Below are 21,537 nucleotides of genomic sequence, written 5' to 3'. Positions count from 1 at the left end.
GCGCCCGGGTGGGCGGGGCATGACACGCCGAGGCTCGGTATGTCGTGCCGCGCGCTCGCCGCAGCGGCAAAGCCAGCGCGGCGGTTAGTTTAGAAATCCGCTTCGCAATGGAAATGAATCGGCGAGCCGTAATGGGGATGGGTGATGGCCAGGGTTTGGGCGTGAAGCAATAGCCGCGGCGCCATGGCTTTGGCCGCAGGCGTAGCGTAAAACCCGTCGCCCAGGATGGGATGGCCGAGGGACTGCATATGCACCCGCAGCTGATGCGAGCGGCCGGTCAGCGGCGTCAGCCGCACGCGGGCGCTATGATCGAGATCGCGGGATAGCACCTCATAGTGGGTCAGCGCCGCTTTACCGGTGTCAAAGCAGACCTTTTGCCGCGGCCGGTTCGGCCAGTCGCAGATAAGCGGCAAATCGACGTCGCCTTCATCGCGCGCGGGATGCCCCCACACCCGGGCGATATAGGTTTTGCGCGGCTCGCGCTCGCGAAACTGGCGTTTCAGTTCGCGCTCCGCGGCCTTGGTCAGCGCCACCACCAGCACGCCGCTGGTGGCCATATCCAGACGATGCACCGATTCTGCCTGCGGGAAATCCGCCTGTATCCGCGTCATGACGCTGTCTTTGTGCTCCAGCGCCCGCCCGGGCACCGACAATAATCCGCTCGGCTTATTGACCGCCATGATATGCGCATCCTGGTACAGGATATGCAGCCAGGGCGTTTGCGGGGGATGATAAGGTTCCATACGGCTCCAGGTGAACCCGGCGGCGTGACCGCCGGGGAGAGATTGCGGGTTATTGATGCGTGACCACAATAAGGCGGATGGCATCCAAACGCCAGCTGGCCTCATCGAGATGCTTGAGCACCTGGCGCCGATTTTCCGCCACCGCCTCCAATTCGTCGTCGCGGATAGCCGGGTTGACCCCCCGCAGCGCCTGCAACCGGCTCAGTTCGGCGCCAAGGCGCTGGTCCGCCTGCGCCCGGGCGTCGTCAATCAGCGCGCGGGCCTGTTGCGCCACCAGGGGTTCGCCGCGCATCAGCATGCCATGCACCTCTTGCTGCACCGCGCCGACCAGTTTGCTGGCGGTATGGCGCTTCACGGCATTAAGTTGGCGGTTAAATTGCTCAAATTCTACCTGCGGCGCCAAGTTGGTGCCGTTTTTATCCAGCAGCAGACGCAGCGGGGTGGCGGGCAAGAAGCGGTTAAGCTGCAAGTTACGCGGCGCCTGCGACTCCACGACATAAATGAGCTCCAACAGCAGGGTACCGACCGGCAGCGCTTTGTTCTTCAGCAGCGACAGCGCGCTGCTGCCGCTTTCGCTTGAGAGCACCAAATCCAGGCCGTTACGGATAATCGGGTGCTCCCAACTGATAAACTGCGTTTCTTCGCGCGCCAGCGCCTGGTCGCGATTGAAGGTGATGGTGCAGCCCTCTTCCGGCACGCCCGGAAAATCCGGTACCAGCATATGATCCGATGGTTTAAGGACAATGAGATTATCGCTGCGGTCTTCTTGGGCAAGGCCGATAATATCAAACAGATTCAGGGCAAAATTCACCAACTGACTGTCGTTATCCTGCTCAGCGAGGGTCTGCGCCAGGGCCAAGGCCGGCTCGCCGCCGTTGGAGTGCAGCTCGAGCAGGCGGTCGCGGCCCTGCTCCATTTGCGCTTTCAACGCATCGTGACGGGCGCGGCAATCGTGCAAAAACGCGGTAAAATCGGTCAGCTCGCCAGGCTCTGCCAGATAGCCCAGCAAGGTCTGATACGCTTCATCATACAGGGTGCGGCCGGTGGGACAGGTATGCTCGAACGCATCCAGCCCTTCATGATACCAGCGCAGCAGCACCGCCTGCGTCGAGTGTTCCAAATAGGGGACATGGATCTGGATATCCCGACCTTGACCGATGCGGTCCAGACGGCCGATGCGCTGCTCAAGCAGATCCGGATTGAAGGGCAGGTCGAACATTACCATTTGGCTGGCGAATTGGAAGTTGCGCCCCTCGGAGCCGATTTCCGAGCACAACAGCACCTGCGCGCCGTCCTCCGCCGAAGCAAAATAGGCCGCGGCGCGGTCGCGATCCACCAGCGACAGCCCTTCATGGAACACCGCGGCGCGGATGCCTTCCCGTTCACGCAACACCTGCTCCAGCTGCAGCGCCGTGCCGGCATGGGCGCAAATCACCAGTACTTTTTCCTGGCGCTGGTCGAGCAGGAAGTCGACCAGCCACTGCACGCGCGGGTCGAAGTTCCACCAGGTGGCGTTGTGTCCCTCAAACTGCTGAAAAATTCGTTCCGGGTACAGCCTATGGCGCGCGCGTTCATCCGGCGCCTGCTTGCTGTCCATAATGCCGGCCACCTTCAAGGCGGTCTGGTATTGCGCAGGCAGCGGCAGGGCGTGGGCGTGCAGCCGGCGCGCCGGGAAACCTTTCACTCCCTGACGGGTATTGCGGAACATGACCCGGCTGGTGCCGTGGCTGTCCATCAGCATGGCCGTCAGCCGGCGGCGCGCGTCGTCGGCGGCCGCGCCTTTCTCGTTGATGCGGGCCAGTAGCGTATCGGCATGCTGCCCGCCGAGCATCCCGGCCAGCAGCGCCATGGCCGCGGCATCCAGCGGCTCGCCGTTAAGCAGCAGCGTGACGGTGTCGGCCACCGGGCGATAACGCTGCTGTTCATCGACAAACGCCTGGTAGTCATGAAACCGGCTGGGGTCCAGCAGGCGCAGACGGGCGAAGTGGCTGTGCATGCCCAACTGCTCCGGCGTGGCGGTCAGCAGCAGGACGCTGGGGATGTGCTGCGCCAGCTGTTCAATAACCTGATATTCGCGGCTCGGGGCGGTTTCGCTCCAGACCAGATGATGGGCTTCATCCACCACCAGCATATCCCAGGGCGCCTCCACCAGGTGCGCCAGCCGCTCTTTGTTGCGGCGTACGAAATCCAGCGAACAGAGCACCCATTGTTCGGTCTCGAAAGGGTTGTCGCTATCGTGCAGGGATTGGCTATAGCGCTCGTCGTCAAATATCGAAAAATGCAGGTTGAAGCGGCGCAGCATCTCCACCAACCATTGATGCAGCAGGGATTCGGGCACCACGATCAGCACCCGCTCCGCCCGACCGGTCAGTAGTTGCTGATGGATTATCATCCCGGCTTCAATGGTTTTGCCCAATCCCACTTCGTCCGCCAGCAGCACGCGCGGCGCATGGCGCTGTCCCACTTCGGCGGCGATGTGCAACTGATGGGGGATAAGGCTGGCGCGGATGCCGCGCAGGCCGTTCCACGCCGCGCGAAATTGCTCACTGTAAAATTTACGCGCGCGGTAGCGCAGCGCGAAACGGTCCATGCGGTCAATTTGGCCGGCAAACAGGCGGTCCTGCGGTTTGCTGAAAGTCAGCTTGCTGTCGAGCAGCACTTCGCGCAGCGCGCAGTGGGTTTCGCCGTTATCCAGACGGGTACCGATATAGGTCAGCAGCCCCTCTTTTTCCTCGACGGCGTCGATAAGCAGCTGCCAGCCTTCGTGGCTGGTCACGGTATCGCCGGGATTGAACATCACCCGCGTAATCGGGGCGTCGCTGCGGGCATACAGGCGGTTTTCACCGCTGGCGGAAAACAACAGGGTAACCATCCGTGCGTCCTGGGCGACAACGGTGCCCAGTCCCAGCTCGTTTTCAGTATCGCTTATCCAGCGTTGACCTAGCGTAAAAGGCATAAATTCTCGGCTCAGTGTTGTATTGGGCTAAATTACCGGCAATAGCGCGGCTGGCCGTGGTAGGCGCGGGCCTGAAGTACACGGCGTAAGTCGGGGTCAGGGGTTAAAATTACGCGTTGAGGGCGCTATGGTAATGGATGGCGACGGCGACGTCACCTGTCAATCGCCCCGCCAATCAAAACAATCCCATTTGACCTGATATAAGGGTAGCAAAATCATCCTGCATAAAGGGCAGGATCGCGTCCGCCACCGGTTGCAGCTGCTTGCTGATGTAATGATCGTAATCCGGCGGGTTGTGGCGGCATTCCAGCGGCTCGGGGCCGGCGGTGGTCATGATGTAGCTGATCCAGCCGCCGTTCTGGTACTGCTGCGGGCGCTGCTGGCGTTGGTTATAGGCATCGGCGATGCGCGCCGCGCGCGCCTGGGGCGGGACGTTACGCTCATATTCCCCCAGCTTGCGCCGCAGCCGCTTACGATAAATCAGCCGATCGTCGAAGCTGCCGTCGAGCGTTTGACGCACGTAATCGCGCACGAACGTCTGATACGGCTGGCGGCGAAAAATACGCTCGTAGAGCTGCTGCTGAAATTGCTGGGCCAGCGGCGTCCAGTCGCTGCGGACGGTTTCCAGCCCTTTAAACACCATGCGATCCCCCTGTTCGTCCTGCACTAGCCCGGCATAGCGTTTTTTACTGCCCAGTTCCGCGCCGCGGATGGTCGGCATCAAAAAACGGCTGAAATGCGTCTCGAATTCCAGCTCCAGGGCGCTGTCGAGATCCAGCTCCTGGCGCAGATTGTCCCGCCACCAGGCATTGATTTTGCTCACCAGTCCCTGGCCGATGGCTACCGCCGCGTCCTGGGGGTAGGGGCGTTTAAGCCAAACGAAGGTGGAATCGGTATCGCCGTAGATGACCGGATAGCCCTCCGCCTCAATAAGGGCCCGCGTTTGATGCATGATGGCGTGGCCGCGCAGCGTGATGGAAGACGCCAGCCGGTTATCGAAAAAACGGCAGCCGGGCGCACCCAAGACGCCGTAAAAGGCGTTCATGATAATCTTCATCGCCTGGGACAGCGGCGCGTTATGGTCGCGCTTGGCGCGCTCCCGGCCCTGCCAGAGCCGATCGACGATCGCCGGTAGGCAGTGATGCCGGCGCGAAAAGCGCGCGCCGGCGAAGCCCGCCAGCGTGTCCGGGCCTTCGCCCGCCGCCAGCCCTTCTATCAAACCGACCGGGTCGATCAAAAAAGTCCGGATGATGGAGGGGTAGAGGCTTTTATAGTCCAGCACCAGTACTGAATCGTACAGCCCGGGACGGGAATCCATGACGTAGCCGCCGGGGCTGGCCTGCGGCGCCACATCCCCGAGGTTGGGCGCGACATAGCCGGCGCGGTGCATGCGCGGCAGATAAAGCCAGCTGAATGCCGCCACCGATCCGCCGCTGCGATCCGCCGCCAGCCCGGTAACCGTTGCCCGCTCCAGCAGAAACGCCAATAGCCGGGTATGCTCGAAAATGCGCGTGACCAGCTCGCAGTCCGTCAGGTTGTAATGCGCCAGCGCCGGCGGGTCCTCGCGGTATAGGCGATCGATTTCATCCATGCGATCGTAAGGGGTAGCGATGGCCTTGCCCTCCCCGAGCAGCGTCTGCGCCACATGCTCCAGGCTAAAGGACGAGAATTGCCAAAAGGCGGACTTTAAGCCGTCAATACCGTCGATAATCAGGCGGCCCGCGGCGGCGGCGTAAAAATAGCCCTGCTTGAAGCCGTGTTCGCGCCACTCCAGCGCCTCGCCGCCGCGCCCGAGGCGCAGCGGCAGCCCATAACGTTCGGCGTGTTTTTGCAACATACGCAGGTCGAACTGCACCAGGTTCCAGCCGATGATCGCGTCGGGATCGTAGCGGGCGAACCAGGCATTAAGCCGTTCGATAAGCCCTTTGCGGCTGGGAACATATTCCAACTGCATCTCCGGCCGCGTGGCGGAGGGACCGCCCGGCTCCCCCAGCATGTAAACCTGATGCTGGCCGCAGCCGTGCAGACCGATACAGTAAAGCTCGCCGAAACGGTTGGTTTCGATATCCAGCGACACCAGCGACAACGCGGGTCGGTAATCCGGCGCGGGCTTCAGCCGCGCGTTGTGAAGGTGGCCGTTGGTATTGGCCGTCCCGTCGAACAGCACCGGCGCGGTGATAAAACGCTCCATCAGGTAACGTTCGGGCGGGCGGATATCCGCTTCATAAAGCGGGATGCCGGCCTCGGTCAAGATTTTCTCGGCGCGCGCCAACGTGCGGTAATGGCGGCAGTAAAGCCCCTCTACCGGCCGGCGCTGAAAATCCCGCAGCGCCAGCGGCCGCAGCTGTACGTCTTCGCCGGCCAGCAGCGCGCGGACGCGATCGCTGAACGCCGTCGGCACAAAAGCCACCGCCTCTTGGGGAGGAAGGCTGACCTTTTGTGGGCCCTGGTCCGTCGCCAGCCAAAAGTCGATGGCGCTACCGGCAGGCGTGTCCCGCCAGTGACGGGTCAGAATAAAACCCTGCCGCGGCAGGGAAGGTACGGACATGGCGTCAGGCTTTCCCGTGAGAGTGAGTAGGGGCGCCGGGCGAGGAGGAGCATAAGCCTTTGGCGCAACCGGCATAGGGTAAAGTATGAGTATTTATACAGTCATTGTCCAGCCAACCGGGCGAAGGGATCCTTTTGCCAAATCCGTATACAATTGATTGTTTGACGTGCCGGCGTCCGACACCGACAATCCGCGGCGGGTTTATGACAATGAGGGGTTATGGAAGCCTTTTTTGAGCACTGGGTGACGCAATCCCTGGCTTTTTCACTGTTGGCGGTCACGCTGGTGGCTTTTCTTGAATCGCTGGCGCTGGTGGGGCTACTGCTGCCGGGCACGGTCATGATGGCGACGCTGGGTGCGCTAATCGGCAGCGGGAAAATGGCATTTTATCCCGCCTGGGGCGCCGGTATTATCGGCTGTTTGCTGGGCGATTGGATCTCGTGGTATATCGGCCACGCCTTCAAAAAACCGCTCAAGACGCTGTCGTTTTGGAAAAAACACCGCACCATGCTGACTAAAACCGAGCATGCGCTACACCGGCACAGCATGATGACAATTCTGGTGGGCCGTTTTATCGGGCCGACCCGACCGCTGGTGCCGCTGGTGGCCGGTATGCTGGATCTCTCACCCTATAAATTCGCCTTGCCGAACATCATCGGTTGTCTGAGCTGGCCGCCGGTCTATCTGCTGCCCGGCATTCTGGCCGGCGTGGCGATCAATATCCCGCCGGGGGAGAGCACCGGCGAATTCCGTCTACTGTTGCTGGCGGCTGCGCTACTGCTCTGGCTGGCCTGCTGGCTGCTGTGGCGCTGGGCGCGCAGCGCCAAGCGCGCACCGGATCGCTTGAACCGCTGGCTGCCCCCCGCGCGCCTGCGCTGGCTGGCGCCGCTGCTGACGCTGGCGGCCGTGGCGACCATGGTTCTGCTGGTGCGCCATCCGCTGATGCCGCTGTACGCCGGCCTGCTGTGGCATGTGCTGCGGTTTTAAGCTGCCCTGACGACCCGGGTGCGCCCGGCCGTGTTTCCCCCCGCGCGCTGGCGGCAAACGCCGGGCCGGAAATTTCCCAACGCGCTGACGAGGGAAGCCAGGCCGGCGGGGATTCAACTACCGCGTTTTACCGTTTGACTGGTAAGTGCATACTTCTCAACCAGCGCCCTATCCAATGTCACGCCGAGCCCGGGCCGAGGGGAAAGAGCGACTTTTCCGCGCTCGACGGCTTTTGTTTCGCCGCCGATGAGGGCCGAGAACAGCGGCGTTTCATCAAACTGCATTTCCAGCATGCCAGCGCCAGCCACGGCGGCGCAGACATGGGCGCTTACGGCATCACAGACGGGACCGGAGGGATTATGCGGGGAAAAGGTCGCGCCCTGTTGCTGGATATGGGCGGCCACCGCCATCATCTCCTCAATACCGCCGACATACTTTGCGTCGGGCATATAGACGTCATAAACCCGTTTATCCCAAAAAGGGGCAAAACTCTCGGTCCTGATGTTTTCCTCGCAGCCCGCCAACAAAACATGCTGTGCGTTCGCCTGCGCTTTGATCGCGACCAACTCATCCAGGTTGGCGTGCGATTCCGGCAATGGGCATTCCAGCCAATACAGGCGGTAACGCGCTATTGAGGGCAATAATGCTTGCACCGTCGGCACATCCAGGCGCCAGTGACAATCTACCATCAGGCGGATATCCTCGCCGATAGCGTCTCTGACGCGGTCAATGCGTTCAATCCCTTTTTGCAGCGCCGCGACGGCTTTCGGAGGGCGCTGACGACGGCAATCGACCTCATCAAAGGGGGCGATTTTAATGGCAGTATGCCCGCAGGCGATGGCGTCCAGAGCGCTGACGGCAAATCCCGCCGCCGAGCGGTCGCCGGTTCTGCGGTTAATATTGGCGTAAACGCTGATTTCCCGCGCTGGTTCGGGGCTTAGCAGGGCGCACAGCGGCAGCGCCTGTGCCTGCGCCTGTATGTCCCATAGGGCCTGATCGCACGCGGATATCAGCGCCGCCAGGGGAAGCGAGAGCATGTCAGGAAAGTGCGCGCGCGGGGAGCGGCCGGGGGCGTTAAGCAATGCGCTAGCAACCTCGCCAAACAGCGCCAAAACCTCTTTTTCACGTCCTGACAGGGTGGCTTCGCCAACCCCCTGTAGGCCGGAACGCGTCCGTATGGAGATAAATAACCAGCAGGTTTTTTCGCTGATGCGGCAAAGATCAATACGGATTTCATCGGGCCTGTCATGCGAATTGCTCATTTCCATCCCCCGTAGGTAACGCCTGGTTTTTCACTTTCTCGATCAATTCAAATTTTGCTTTCACCACATGCGCCCCCATTAGCGAGGCGGCGGCATCGGCGTCTTGGCGCTCAAATGCCTGAATGATGGCATGATGATCGCTGACCACGCCGGTATAGCGCGCCGCGCCGTAGCCCACCTGTTTCCATAATGACGCGATAAAAATCCAGTGCATTTTGAGGATCCGCGTCGCCTCGGCATTGGCGGCGATGCCGTTAATCACATCATGAAATTCACGGTTTTTTTCAATCGCGATCTCGAACATGCCTTGGCTTACCGCTTCCGCCAGGGCGTGGTTTAGGGTTTTCAAGTGTAAAATATCGGCGGCGCGACATTTATTGGCGGCGGTTTTCACCAGCATCACTTCAAGGCAGCTGCGGATATCAAAAATATTTTCAATAAACGCTAAGCTTAACGGCCGCAGCTGGAACGTTTTGCCGGCACCCATTTCCAGAAAGCCTTCACCGTAGAGTTCCCGCAGCGCTTCCCGCACTGGCGTTTGGCTTGCCTGGTAGCGACCGGCCAGTTCCCCCAGCGTTAGCCGGTCCCCCGGTTGCCAGAATCCCGACACCATGTCCTGCACGATCTGCTGCTTTAACGTGACCTTGGGCGGCTTCATGATGTTAACCTTCTCACAGTTTTATATAATTGATCGTAAAAATAAGATATTTTTATATAAAAATCCATTGATTTGATCAAAGTTAACGACACACCTAGCAAAACCTACATAATCGAGGTAACCATGACGGGATTAGATCGGTCTGCGGCCACCCCTGCGGGCGCCAAATCCAGCCAGTTGAGACGCTTCATTGTATTGATGTTATTTATCACGGTGGTGATCAATTATGTCGATCGCAGCAGCCTGTCTATTGCGGCGCCGCACATAGTGGAAGAGTTGGGGCTGAGTTCGGTACAAATGGGGTTTGTCTTTTCCGCTTTTGCCTGGGCCTACTCCCCGTTTCAGATCCCGGGATCGTTTCTGGTGGATAAAATCGCGCCGCGGGTGTTATACCCCATTGTGATCGGCGTTTGGTCGTTGTTTACCTGCTTACAGGGCACCGCTAGCACGGTATGGCAACTCGTATTGTACCGTTTGGGGGTAGGCGCAAGCGAAGTCCCTTCCTATCCGATGAACAATCGCATTATTACCAGTTGGCTGCCTGAGCGCGAGCGGGCTACCGCCGTCGGCGTCTACATCTCCGGTCAATATGTCGGTTTGGCCTTTCTGGCGCCGGTATTGGTCTGGCTACAGGCGGCCTTCGGCTGGCGTTTTATGTTTTATGTCACCGGTGGCATAGGCGTGATTTGGGCATTAGGGTTCTGGCTATTATATCGCGATCCGCTAAAATCCCGCGCCAATGCCGCCGAGTTAAGCCTCATTCGCGAGGGCGGCGGCCGATTAGAATGGAAAAGCGCGGCGAAAAACGGCGAAGCGAGGGAAACCGACGAGGTACCGATGCGGCGTTTTTTGCGCAGCAGAAAGCTGTGGGGGTTGGTGATAGCGCATATGGGGGAGACCTGCGCCAACTGGTTTTTCCTTACCTGGTTCCCTATCTATCTGGTCAAGTACCGCCATATTGAATTTATTAAAATCGGTTTCATGGCCACGCTGCCGTTTGCGGCGGCCTGGTGCGGTGTGTTGCTCTCCGGCTATCTTTCCGACAAGTTGATCAAACGGGGACACTCGTTAACCTTCGCGCGCAAAGCTCCCATCATTACCGGTCTGCTGCTGGCGACCACCATTATCGGCGCCAATTTTGTCGACTCGCCCGCGATGATCGTCGTGTTTATGACCATTGCCTTTTTCGGCAGCGGGCTGGCCGCTATCTCATGGTCGGTGGTGTCCTCTATCGCGCCGATTAACCGGGTGGGTATCGCGGGGGGCATATTCAACTTCGTCGGCACCAGTATGGGGATTTTGGTTCCGATTCTTATCGGTTATCTGGTTTCCGGTGGTAATTTCGCCCCCGCCCTGATGTTTGTCGGCGGCATGGCGTTGCTCAGCATTTTCTCTTGGATTGTGATTATGGGCAAAATCGAGCGGATTACCTGAGCATGAGAATAGGCTGCGCGGCAACCACACTGCTCTGCGTGGTATAGCTCAGATAAGCCGCTCCGTAAGTGCCTGGGTGAGGTGGCGGCAGTGGGACGTCCCGACGGCGGGGGCCGCTGGCGTCTTCCCGGTAAGGGCGAGCGCCTGCGGTGGCTGGGCGGCGTGGTCGCGCTGGTTGCGCTTAGCGGCCGATACCCAGTATCGCCGCCGCCGGCGACTCGCCGCTCGCCAGCGCCGCGGTGGGGCCGTCATAATAAATCCGACCGTCCACCACCAATAGAGTGCGCGGCGCCAGCCGTAGGGCGTCCTCCAGGTTATGGGATACCATCAAAAGCGTTAGACGGCGCGTCGCGCAAACGTCATTGAGCAATCTCACCATCTCGGCGCGCAGAGCCGGATCCAGCGCGGAAAAGGGCTCATCAAGCAGGAGAATCGGCTGCTGACGCACCAGACAGCGGGCAAGGGCGGTGCGTTGACGCTGGCCGCCGGAGATGGCCGCCGGCAGCCGGTCCAGCACGTTTTCCAGCCCGACCTGCCGCGCCGCTTGCGCTAATTGGGTGCGCTGCGCCGGCGTCAAACGCAGGCCGGGATGCAGGCCAAGCCCGATATTTTCCGCCACCGTCAAGTGCGCAAACAGGTTGTTTTCCTGAAACAGCATCGATACCGGCCGCCGTGCCGGCGGCGTCTGGTGATGGCGCACGCCGTCCAGCCACAAACTGCCGCTGTGCGGCGTCAGGAAGCCGGCGATCACGTTCAGCAGCGTGCTTTTACCGGCGCCGCTCGGGCCCAGTACCGCCACCTTTTCGCCGGCGTCGAGATGGACATCGAAGCGCATGGGTAAATGGCGGTAAAGCCAGGTCACGTTATCCAGCGTTATCATGGGACCCCGACAAGGTTTCAAACAAGCTAAACAGCAGCAGGCAGAGCAGCAGCAATAGCAGCGCAGTCACCGCACCATCCTGGCTGCGATAGGCGCCTATCTGCTGATAGAGATAAAGCGGCAAGGTACGGAAATCCTCGCTGCCGAACAGGGCAATCACGCCAAAATCCCCCAGGGATAAGATGCTGGCGAAGGCCAGCGCCCGCCCTGCCGGCTGGCGCAGCGCGCGCCACTCCACCAGGCGTAACCGGTTAAGGCCGCGGAGATCGAGCGCCAGACACAGTTGACGGTAGCGGTCGGCCACGTCCTGCATGGGACTTTCCAATACCTTCAGCGCATAAGGAATGGCCATCAGCGCATTCGCCAGGATAACCACCGGCGCGGGCGACGCGGGCAGTCCGCCGCTGTCCATTGCCAGCAGAAAAAAACCCGTCGCCAGCACGATGCCGGGCATCGCCAGGATCACCATGCCGCTCAAATCCAAGAGCTGGGCGCCCAGGCGGCGCTGGCGCAGACGCAACTCGCGGCTGCTCCAAAGCAGCATAGCGGTGAGCAGCAGACACAGCAGGCCGGCGCACAGGGCAATAGACAGCGAGGTGAACACCGCCCGCCATAGCGCGGTTTGCGTTAACACCGTCAGCAGGCTGCCGCTTAGGCCGCCAATGACCACCGCCAGCAGCGGCGGCACCAGAAACAGCAGCGCAGCCAGAATAATCAGGCCGTCGCACAGGATCCCGCCCGGCGCCGTTTGGCGTTCGCGCCAGCGAGCGTGCTGGCTATGGCCTACCGGCAGCGCCCCGGCCAGGCGCTGGCTCAGCATCACCAGCCCAAGGCAGCAGACCATTTGTATGAGCGCCAGCAGGGCGGCGCGGCCGACATCGAAGTCATAGCTGAGGGCCTGATAAATTGCCAACTCGATCGTCGTCGCCCGCGGGCCGCCGCCCAGCGCCAGCACGGTGGCGAAACTGGCGAAACACAACATGAAAATCAGCGCGGCCGCCGGCAAAAGCTGACGGCGTAAGTAGGGCCATTCGACCAGGCGGAAAAACGGCCCGGCGGACATACCCAACTGGGCCGCCAGTTGCCGCTGCTCCACGGGAATGCTCTCGAGCGCCTGCAACAGTAATCGCGTCGCCAGCGGCAGGTTGAAAAAGACGTGCGCCAGCAGGATACCGCTTAGGCCATAGGGGGAAAACCCATATTCCACGTGCAGCAAGCGGCACAGCTGCGCCAGCCAGCCCTGCTGGCCAAACACGCTCATAATGCCAAAGACGCCCACGAGCACCGGCAGCACCAGCGTCATACCGCAAAAACGCAGCAGCAGCGCGCGGCCGGGAAACCGCCGGCGGTAGAGGGCCCGGGCCAGCGCTACGGCCGGCAAAGTGGAGCACAGCGCCGATAACAGCGCCTGGATAAAGGTAAAGGACACCACATGCCACAGATAGCTGTCGGCCAGCAGCGGGCGCCAGGGATGCGCGGGCGCGTGGCGCCACAGCGCGCCGAAGGCGGCAATGGCGATAATGGCAATGACCGACGCCGCCGCGACGCCGGGCCATAACCAGCCGGGAAAGCCGGCGCTGCGGCCCGTCATCGGCACGGCAAGGGCGGTGGCGGGGCGCTCGCCGATGGGGCCGCCCCGGATTCGCCGCGCCGAACGTCCTCGCGCCCACGGCGCATGCGCGCCGCTGCGACGGCGGGCGGCGGACATTAGCGGCTGACGGCCTGCTGCCAGGCGCTGACCCAGCCGGCGCGCTCGGCGGCTACCTGTTGCGGGGTGAAACTCAATGTCCGCTGCGCGGGGGCAGCGAAGCCGGCCGGCAGCGGGGTAGGGGTCACCGGATACATCCAGTTGCCGGTGGGAATGGCCTGCTGGAACGCCGGCGTGAGGATGAATTGCATAAAGCGATGGGCGAGTGCCGGCTGTTTGCTGGCCGCGAGTTGCCCGGCCACTTCCACCTGCTGGTAGTGCCCTTCGCTGAAGTCCGCCGCCGCGTACTGATTTTTCTTCTCTTCGATAATATGGTACGCCGGCGAGGTGGTGTAGCTAAGCACCATGTCCGCTTCCCCTTTCAGGAACAGGCCATAGGCTTCGCTCCAGCCTTTGGTCACGGTAACGGTTTTCGCGGCCAGTTTTTCCCAGGCCGCCCGCGCGCCGTCGCCATAGACTTTCTGCACCCACAGCAGCAGCCCCAGCCCAGGGGTGCTGGTGCGCGGATCTTCATAGATGATTTTTAATGATGCGGGGCCGTCCACCAGCTCATGCAGGCTGCGGGGCGGGTTTTTAAGTTTGGTCTGGTCATAGACAAATGCGAAATAACCGTAGTCGTAGGGAAGGAAAGTGTCGTCATGCCAGCCGCCGGGCAGCGTAAGCGCGTCGGTAGCGACTCGGTGGGGGGCGAATAGGCCGGTATCGTGCGCCGCCTGCAGCAGGTTGTTATCCAGGCCCAGCACGATGTCAGCACGGCTATTGTTGCCTTCCAGGCGTAAGCGGTTCAGCAGCGCCACCCCGTCTTCCAGCGCGACGAATTTCAGCTCGCAGCCGCACTCTTTTTCAAACGCCGTTTTTATCGCCGGCCCCGGGCCCCATTCGGAAGAGAACGAGTCATAGGTGTACACCGTCAGGGTCGGTTTGGCCCACGCCGGCGCGGCGGCGGCCAGTAACAGACAGAACAACCATTTTTTCAACACTTTGCACTCCTGAGATAAGGGTGGCAAAGGTCTTTGAGGCAGAAGCGCACTCTCAAATCCCTTCGCCGGTATTAACCGGATCAGGTTCGACGGGTCTTCTCTCAGCTGACCCCGGCCGCGGCGGGCGGCGGGAGTGGGCACCCCGTTGAGAACGGCATTGATTGTAAACGCTTACGAGTCGGGTTAACAGTAAATCCCGCCATTGGCGCCGGAAATACGGAAAACAAGGGAAACGATAACCAGGGTGCCGGTAACCTGCGCGTAGCTAGGGTGCCGGCGGCGCGAACCAGGCCGATTTGAAATCGAACCAGCCCAGGGTGTTCATCCGGATCCCGCGCATGCTACGGCTGCCCTGCAGGCTGAGCCAGTTGTGGTACAGCGGATGAAACCCATGTTCGTCAACCAGCGACCGGCACCACTCCGCCATCGGCAGTTGACGATGGCGCCAACGTTCGGCCGCGTCGTGAAGCGTCGGCGGCAGGCAACGATGCACTAGCGGTATTTCATACAGGGTGGCAAACAGCGAAAACGCCAGCGGCAGCGAGAAATTGGCGCTGCCTAGCCAAATATCCGCGGTGGCGTCGCCGCGGTACCATTGGTCATATTCCACCGCGTTGATGTCCAACTGGATGGACTGCGCCGCCAATAGCGCGCTCAGCGCGGCGGCAAGCACGTCGAATTCCGAATGGTTGCGGTATAGAGTGAGGGTCAGTCGGGTCAGTTCTGGTGGTTTAGCCGCCGGCGGTTCATGGCGGCGGTGGTGCCAGCGCGGCAACAGTCCGTAGGCCGGCGACCAGAAATGTTGGCTTGCGGGCGGGGTATAGGGCAGCAGCGCCAGCGGGTTGAGGTAGTCGCAGAGCCAGCGGCGTATTTCCGGGCGTTGCATCAGCGGCGAGCGCTGGTCGTAAAGTAAAAAGTAGCACCCCTCTTCCTGACGTATCTCCGCGGCGGCGTCGCTGCTGCCGTCTTCCCCCGGCGGCATAGCCACGTTTTGCAGCTGAACGCCGCTATAGCTAAGCTCATGGGACAGCTCCGGCAGCACCCAGATATTGACCTCATCAATCAGCGCCCGGTAGCCGAAGTAATCGTCGAACGCGCGGATGGTCAGCTGGCTCGGGTGGTTGCGCACCACGCTATAGGGGCCGGTGCCAACGGGCCGGCGGGCGAAATCCGGCAGAGTACGCCATTCGGCGGGCAGGATCATCGCCGATACGCTCGCCAGCAGCCAGGGCAGCCAATCGTCGCGCCCGGCGAGTTTAATATCCAGCGTATGGGGCGCGGGGGAGTGCAAAGACAGGATCGAGGCAAATAGCGGGTTGCCGGTCAGGCGCGACAGCGACTGGATGACATCGTCGACGGTCATCTCCCGGCCGTGGTGAAAACGCACCGCTGGACGCAGATAAAAACGCCAATGATCGGGGGCCAGCGCCTGCCAGTGATGGGCCAGATCCGCCTCGAGTTCCCCATTTTCCTCATTTATACGCGTCAGGCCGCTGAAGATCTGCCGGACAATATGATTGTCCGAGCGCCGCAGCGGCGTACCGGGTAACAGATTGCTCAGCGGACGGTAGTAAAGCACCCGCAGGATATGTTTCCCTTGACGGAAACCGCGGCCCAGGTGGGAAAGCAGCATGCTTCTGAGGCTCTCGCGATCCCCCACCAACTGCACCAACTGATCAATGCGATCTTGCTCGAGGAGTTCGCTGGCGCGCTGCTGCTGGAGCCCGAGACCGGTATAATGAAAGTCCAGCCGCGAGCGTTTACTGCGCCCGGGCTGGGAATGCCAACTGAGCCAGCCCATGTGCTGCATGCTTTTCAGTAGCGATCGGACGTGGCGGCGCGAGCAGTTGAGCTGTAACGCCAGTTCGCTGAGCGTGGTATCGCGGGATTCGCCCTGGCAGCTTTGCCACAGGCGTATAAATTGCTGCTGTAAACGCGGTGAGGCCATAAAAGGGGAACCCTCTCTGAAAAGTCATCTATTTTTCTTTCCGTATATTACGCCGATACTCACTAAGCCGAAAGCGCGGCAGGATGCACCTCCGCTGCGCCACGGCAGAGCGGCTATACCTCCTCAACGCTTGGCCGGTGGGCCAGCCAGCCGCAATGCCGCGGTGCAAACGATGCAATGGACAAGCGCCTAGACACCCTAACTCTTGAATCAGGTGATGATCACCGGCCGGCGACACATGGCGCCGGCTTTTTTTTTGCGCGCAGGACGTCGCGCATCGCGCATTAGCGCGCTGCGTTTCCGAGCAATAGCGGGTGGGGGGACGGTAGCGCAGAGTGTCGCGCGGCGGTCGTCATCAGGGCCAACCGGCGTCGGGCGGGTCAATAGCGACACCACAACGTTAACAACGCGACGACCGTCGCGCTAAGCAATAAAAAGGCGCGGCGCCGCGGGGGATAATGGCCATCGCTGCCGCGTTAGCCAACAATTGACGCCGCACCCGGTAGGGGCGGCGTCGAGGGGCTGTCAGTTCAGAAAGGCCGGCTGACGGCTTTCGTATTGGCTTATCGCGTCATCATGCATCAACGTCAGGCCAATACTGTCGAGGCCGTTAATCAGGCAATGGCGGCGGAAGCTGTCTATCTCGAAGGGATAAACCTCATTACCGGCCACCACCTGTTGCCGCTCCAGATTAACGGTGAAGGTTATCCCTTCCTGCGCCGCCACCATGGCGAACAGCGTGTTTATCTGATCTTCCGGCAGCGTAATCGGCAGCAGCTGATTGTTGAAGCTGTTGGAGTAAAAAATATCGGCAAAGCTCGGCGCTATCACCGCATGGAAGCCATAATCGGTCAACGCCCAGGGCGCATGCTCACGGGAAGAGCCGCAGCCGAAATTTTCCCGCGCCAGCAGAATGCTGGCGCCGCGGTAACGTGGCTGATTCAGCACGAAATCCGGGTTGGGCTGTTGCCCGGCGTCATCTAAAAAGCGCCAGTCGTTAAATAAATGCTGTCCGAAACCGGTGCGGGTCACTTTTTGCAAAAACTGCTTGGGGATGATCGCATCGGTATCCACGTTAGCGGCATCAAGGGGCACCACGATACCGGTATGTTGCGTAAATTTAGCCATCACTCTTTCCTTAATTCAATTCGCGAATATCGGCGAAACGGCCGGCCACCGCCGCCGCCGCCGCCATCGCCGGGCTGACCAGATGGGTACGTCCGCCGCGGCCCTGACGGCCTTCAAAATTGCGGTTGCTGGTCGAAGCGCAGCGTTCCCCGGGGTTCAGGCGGTCATTGTTCATCGCCAGACACATCGAGCAGCCGGGCAGGCGCCATTCAAAACCGGCTTCGAGAAAGATGCGGTCCAGCCCTTCCGCTTCCGCCTGCGCTTTGACCGGCCCCGAGCCGGGCACCACGATCGCCTGCACGCCGGCGGCGACGCGGCGGCCGCGGGCGACGGCGGCGGCGGCGCGCAAGTCTTCGATGCGCGAGTTGGTACAAGATCCGATAAAGACCTTGTCAATCGTCACGTCGGTCAGACGGATGCCGGGCTGCAAATCCATATAGGCCAGCGCCTTGGCGGCGGAGTTGCGCTCCACCGGATCGCTGAACGACTCCGGCGACGGGATAAGCTGATTGACGGCAATGACCTGTCCGGGGTTGGTGCCCCAGGTGACCTGCGGCGCGATATCTTGCGCATCCAGCGTCACCACCTTGTCGAAATGGGCATCCTCGTCGGATTTCAGGGTGTCCCAATACAGGACGGCTTGGTGCCAATCGTCGCCCTTGGGCGCAAATTGCCGGTTCTGCAAATAGGCGTAGGTGGTGTCGTCCGGCGCCACCAGGCCCGCTTTGGCGCCCATCTCGATAGCCATGTTGCAAAGGGTCATGCGGCCTTCCATGCTGAGCGCGCGGATGGCGTCGCCGCTGAATTCCACCACGTGGCCGGTCCCGCCGGCGGAGCCGATTTTACCGATTATCGCCAGGACGATATCCTTGGCGGTAATGCCGGGGGCGGCGTGGCCGGTCACATCCACTTGCATGGTTTTGGCTCGGCCCTGTTTCAGCGTCTGGGTCGCCAGCACATGTTCCACTTCCGAGGTGCCGATACCGAACGCCAGCGCGCCAAAGGCGCCGTGGGTGGCGGTATGGGAATCGCCGCAGACGATGGTCATCCCCGGCAGGGTCATTCCCTGTTCCGGGCCAATGACATGCACGATCCCCTGATAGGGGTGATTCAGGTCATACAGCTGCACGCCGAATTCCGCGCAGTTTTTCATTAATTCCTGCATCTGGATGCGGGCCATTTCGCCGCAGGCGTTGATATCTTTGGTTTGCGTGGACACATTGTGGTCCATGGTGGCAAAGGTTTTGCCCGGCTGGCGGACGGTGCGCCCCTGGGCGCGCAGGCCGTCAAACGCCTGCGGCGAGGTCACTTCGTGCACTAAATGGCGGTCGATATACAGCAGCGGCGTTTCGTTCTCCGCTTCATAGACCACGTGTGCATCATATAATTTTTGGTATAACGACTTGCCCATGTTAATTATGCCCCTTGACTGATTAACGCGGCGATAATATCGCCCATTTCGCCGGTGCCCACCGCGCTGCCGCCGCCGGCCAGGTCGGCGGTGCGGTGCCCGGCTTCCAGCGCCTGATTGACCGCGCGCTCAATAGCGTCCGCGGCGTCGTCCAGCCCCAGGCTGTAACGCATTAGCAGGGCGGTGGACAGAATCTGCGCCACCGGGTTGGCGATATCTTTGCCGGCGATATCCGGTGCCGAGCCGCCGGCGGGCTCATACATGCCGAAGCCCTGTTCATTCAGACTGGCCGAGGGCAACATGCCCATCGAGCCGGTAATCATGGCGCATTCGTCGGAGAGAATATCGCCGAACAGATTGGAGCACAGCATCACGTCAAACTGGGACGGATCTTTAATCAGCTGCATGGTGGCGTTATCGATATACAAATGCGACAGCGCCACCTCCGGGTAGTCCTGCGCCACCTGATTTACCACCTCGCGCCACAGAATAGAGCTTTGCAGCACGTTGGCCTTATCGATGGAGGTCACTTTGTTGCGCCGTTTGCGCGCCGATTCAAAGGCGATGCGGGCGATACGCTCAATCTCGAACCGGTAGTAGACTTCGGTATCAAAAGCGTGCTCGTGCGGGCCGCTACCTTCGCGGCCTTTCGGCTGACCGAAATAAATCCCGCCGGTCAGCTCGCGCACGCACAGAATATCGAACCCGCGTTCGGCGATATCGGCCCGCAGGGGACAGTACGCCTCCAGCCCCGGATACAGGCGCGACGGCCGCAGATTGGAAAACAGCTTGAAGTGTTTACGCAGCGGCAGCAGCGCGCCGCGCTCCGGCTGTTCCGCCGCCGGCAGATGTTCCCATTTCGGGCCGCCCACCGAACCGAACAGAATCGCGTCCGCCTGTTCGCAGCCGGCCAAAGTGCCTGCGGGCAGCGGGCTGCCGTGACGGTCGATAGCCACGCCGCCCACATCATATTCGCTGGTAGAGATACGCACGCCGAACCGCTGGCGCACCGCATCGAGGATCTTATAGGCCTGCGCCATGACTTCCGGGCCGATACCGTCGCCGGGTAAAACCGCAATATGGTAAGTCTTGCTCATCATTACACCGTTTCCTGCATATCCTGACTGTTATTGTGCTGGTGCAGGCGACGCAGTTCGATACCGACCTGCCGCGCGCGCCAAATGTTGTTCATCGCATTGACCATCGCCTGGGCGGAGGATTCGATGATATCCGTGGCCAGACCGACGCCGTGGAAGCGGCGTCCCTCATACTCGACCACGATATCTACCTGGCCCAGCGCATCCCGGCCGTGGCCCTTGGCGGTCAACTGGTACTGCTCCAACTGAATGGAGAACTGCGTAATGCGGTTCAGCGCCTCGTAGACGGCATCTACCGGGCCGTTGCCGGTGGCGGCTTCGGCGTGGAGCTCGTCACCGCAGGCCAGTTTCACCGAGGCGGTGGCGATATCGGCGGAGCTGGACTGAACGCTGAAATAGTCCAGGCGGAAATGCTCCGACTGTTCCTGCTGATTGTTGATAAACGCCAGCGCTTCCAGATCGTAGTCGAAGACTTGGCCCTTTTTATCGGCCAGCTTCAAGAAAGCGTCGTACAGCTCGTCCAGGGAGTAATCGCTTTCCTGATAGCCCATTTCCTGCATGCGGTGTTTCACCGCCGCGCGGCCGGAACGGGAGGTCAGGTTCAGCTGCACCTCTTTCAGACCGATGGTTTCCGGCGTCATGATTTCGTAGTTCTGGCGATTTTTCAGCACGCCGTCCTGATGAATACCGGAAGAGTGGGCGAAGGCATTGGCGCCTACCACCGCCTTATTGGCGGGAATCGGCATGTTGCACAGTTGGCTGACCACCTGGCTGGTGCGGTAGATTTCTTGATGATGAATGCCGGTGTGGACGTTCAGCAAGTCCTGGCGCACTTTGATCGCCATTATCACCTCTTCCAGCGCGGTATTACCGGCGCGTTCGCCGATGCCGTTGAGGGTGCCTTCCACCTGGCGGGCGCCGGCCTGGATCGCGGCAATGGAGTTGCCTACTGCCATGCCCAGGTCGTCGTGGCAATGGACCGAAATAATGGCTTTGTCGATATTCGGCACCCGTTGGAACAGCGAGGTGATGATACCGCCGAACTGATTCGGGGTGGTGTAACCCACGGTATCGGGAATATTGATCGTGCGCGCGCCGGCGTTAATGGCGGCTTCGACGATACGGCACAGGTTATCGATCGGGGTACGGCCGGCGTCTTCGCAGGAAAATTCCACGTCATCGGTATAGTTGCGCGCGCGTTTCACCGAGTGCACCGCCATTTCAACCACCTGGTCAAAGCTCTTTTTCAGCTTGGATTCCACATGCAGGGTCGAGGTGGCCAGGAAGACATGGATGCGGAAAGCCTCCGCCACGCGCAGCGCTTCGGCCGCGACATCAATATCGCGATCGACGCAGCGCGCCAGGCCGCAGACGCGGCTGTTTTTGATCTGGCGGGCAATGGTTTGCACGGATTCAAAGTCACCCGGGGAGGATACCGGAAAACCTACCTCCATGACGTCAACGCCCATTCTTTCCAGCGCCTGCGCAACTTGCAGTTTCTCTTTCACGCTCAAGCTTGCCTGCAATGCCTGTTCACCATCACGCAGCGTCGTATCGAAAATAATGACTTGTTGGCTCATGGTCGATCCTTATTCTGTAGGTTTCCGCACCCGGCAGGCATAAAAAAACCCGCGCAGTGCGCGGGTTTTTATCTGGAGTGGCCCGAATTCAGTTCTGAATACCGTGCACCAGCCTGCCGCGCATCATTTCTGCGTGTAGTAGTAGGCTTAGTAGACGGATAGACGTGAACATAAACTCTCTGCATTCCAATAGTGAATTCGTTTAATAGGGTTATTG

At 60.7% G+C, this 21,537-nt stretch carries 15 protein-coding genes and 1 riboswitch; of the genes, 2 read left to right on the top strand and 13 right to left on the bottom strand.

Going from position 1 to position 21,537, the window contains the following annotated elements:
- Positions 1-89: 89 nt before the first annotated feature.
- From rluA to SANT_RS17245, 3 genes are all read right to left on the bottom strand, one after another.
- Complete coding sequence (rluA, locus tag SANT_RS17255; RefSeq protein WP_025423506.1) at positions 90-743, bottom strand: bifunctional tRNA pseudouridine(32) synthase/23S rRNA pseudouridine(746) synthase RluA; 654 nt, start codon at positions 741-743, stop codon at positions 90-92.
- Between the two features lie 49 nt (positions 744-792).
- Positions 793-3,699, bottom strand: coding sequence for an RNA polymerase-associated protein RapA (rapA, locus tag SANT_RS17250; RefSeq protein WP_025423505.1), 2,907 nt, complete (start codon positions 3,697-3,699; stop codon positions 793-795).
- 175 nt (positions 3,700-3,874) lie between these two features.
- Positions 3,875-6,247 (bottom strand): DNA polymerase II, encoded by a 2,373-nt coding sequence (locus tag SANT_RS17245; RefSeq protein WP_025423504.1) that lies wholly within the window; start codon positions 6,245-6,247, stop codon positions 3,875-3,877.
- Between the two features lie 219 nt (positions 6,248-6,466).
- On the opposite strand from SANT_RS17245, the gene SANT_RS17240 reads away from it, so the two are divergent.
- Positions 6,467-7,234 (top strand): DedA family protein, encoded by a 768-nt coding sequence (locus tag SANT_RS17240; RefSeq protein ID WP_025423503.1) that lies wholly within the window; start codon positions 6,467-6,469, stop codon positions 7,232-7,234.
- Between the two features lie 113 nt (positions 7,235-7,347).
- On the opposite strand, the gene SANT_RS17235 is transcribed toward SANT_RS17240, so the two are convergent.
- Positions 7,348-8,496: a mandelate racemase/muconate lactonizing enzyme family protein gene (locus SANT_RS17235; protein ID WP_158500167.1), complete on the bottom strand. Its 1,149-nt coding sequence runs from the start codon at positions 8,494-8,496 to the stop codon at positions 7,348-7,350.
- Positions 8,480-9,154 (bottom strand): GntR family transcriptional regulator, encoded by a 675-nt coding sequence (locus tag SANT_RS17230; protein ID WP_025423501.1) that lies wholly within the window; start codon positions 9,152-9,154, stop codon positions 8,480-8,482. The genes SANT_RS17235 and SANT_RS17230 overlap by 17 nt, the downstream gene beginning before the upstream one ends.
- Positions 9,155-9,277: 123 nt before the next feature.
- Between SANT_RS17230 and SANT_RS17225 the strand changes: the two genes are divergently transcribed.
- The gene (locus tag SANT_RS17225) at positions 9,278-10,588 is read left to right on the top strand and encodes an MFS transporter (RefSeq protein WP_025423500.1); all 1,311 of its coding nucleotides are present in this window, start codon (positions 9,278-9,280) and stop codon (positions 10,586-10,588) included.
- 181 nt (positions 10,589-10,769) lie between these two features.
- Here the strand turns inward: SANT_RS17225 and thiQ are convergent, their stop codons facing one another.
- The 8 genes from thiQ to leuA form a co-directional block, all read right to left on the bottom strand.
- Positions 10,770-11,468 (bottom strand): thiamine ABC transporter ATP-binding protein ThiQ, encoded by a 699-nt coding sequence (gene thiQ / locus SANT_RS17220; RefSeq protein ID WP_025423499.1) that lies wholly within the window; start codon positions 11,466-11,468, stop codon positions 10,770-10,772.
- Complete coding sequence (gene thiP, locus SANT_RS17215) at positions 11,452-13,059, bottom strand: thiamine/thiamine pyrophosphate ABC transporter permease ThiP (protein ID WP_025423498.1); 1,608 nt, start codon at positions 13,057-13,059, stop codon at positions 11,452-11,454. Before thiP ends, thiQ begins: the two co-directional genes overlap by 17 nt.
- Before the next feature lie 116 nt (positions 13,060-13,175).
- Complete coding sequence (thiB, locus tag SANT_RS17210; protein ID WP_420480361.1) at positions 13,176-14,153, bottom strand: thiamine ABC transporter substrate binding subunit; 978 nt, start codon at positions 14,151-14,153, stop codon at positions 13,176-13,178.
- Between the two features lie 42 nt (positions 14,154-14,195).
- A riboswitch (TPP riboswitch) is annotated at positions 14,196-14,311 on the bottom strand.
- A gap of 110 nt (positions 14,312-14,421) precedes the next feature.
- Positions 14,422-16,104 (bottom strand): HTH-type transcriptional regulator SgrR, encoded by a 1,683-nt coding sequence (gene sgrR, locus SANT_RS17205; RefSeq protein WP_025423496.1) that lies wholly within the window; start codon positions 16,102-16,104, stop codon positions 14,422-14,424.
- A gap of 525 nt (positions 16,105-16,629) precedes the next feature.
- On the bottom strand, positions 16,630-17,232 hold the full coding sequence (leuD, locus tag SANT_RS17200) for a 3-isopropylmalate dehydratase small subunit (RefSeq protein WP_025423495.1): 603 nt from the start codon (positions 17,230-17,232) through the stop codon (positions 16,630-16,632).
- 10 nt (positions 17,233-17,242) lie between these two features.
- Complete coding sequence (gene leuC / locus SANT_RS17195) at positions 17,243-18,643, bottom strand: 3-isopropylmalate dehydratase large subunit (RefSeq protein ID WP_025423494.1); 1,401 nt, start codon at positions 18,641-18,643, stop codon at positions 17,243-17,245.
- Positions 18,644-18,648: 5 nt separating this feature from the next.
- Positions 18,649-19,740 carry a 3-isopropylmalate dehydrogenase gene (leuB, locus tag SANT_RS17190; protein ID WP_025423493.1) on the bottom strand — a complete coding sequence of 364 codons (1,092 nt, stop codon included), beginning with the start codon at positions 19,738-19,740 and terminating at the stop codon, positions 18,649-18,651.
- A gap of 2 nt (positions 19,741-19,742) precedes the next feature.
- Positions 19,743-21,320, bottom strand: a complete 1,578-nt coding sequence (gene leuA, locus SANT_RS17185; RefSeq protein ID WP_025423492.1) for a 2-isopropylmalate synthase — start codon at positions 21,318-21,320, stop codon at positions 19,743-19,745.
- Positions 21,321-21,537 lie beyond the last annotated feature (217 nt).

The organism is Sodalis praecaptivus (genome assembly GCF_000517425.1).
In the GTDB taxonomy this organism is placed as follows: domain Bacteria; phylum Pseudomonadota; class Gammaproteobacteria; order Enterobacterales; family Enterobacteriaceae; genus Sodalis_A; species Sodalis_A praecaptivus.
Note: the sequence above shows the minus strand (reverse complement) of the source record. Positions and strands in the feature narration are given on the sequence as shown.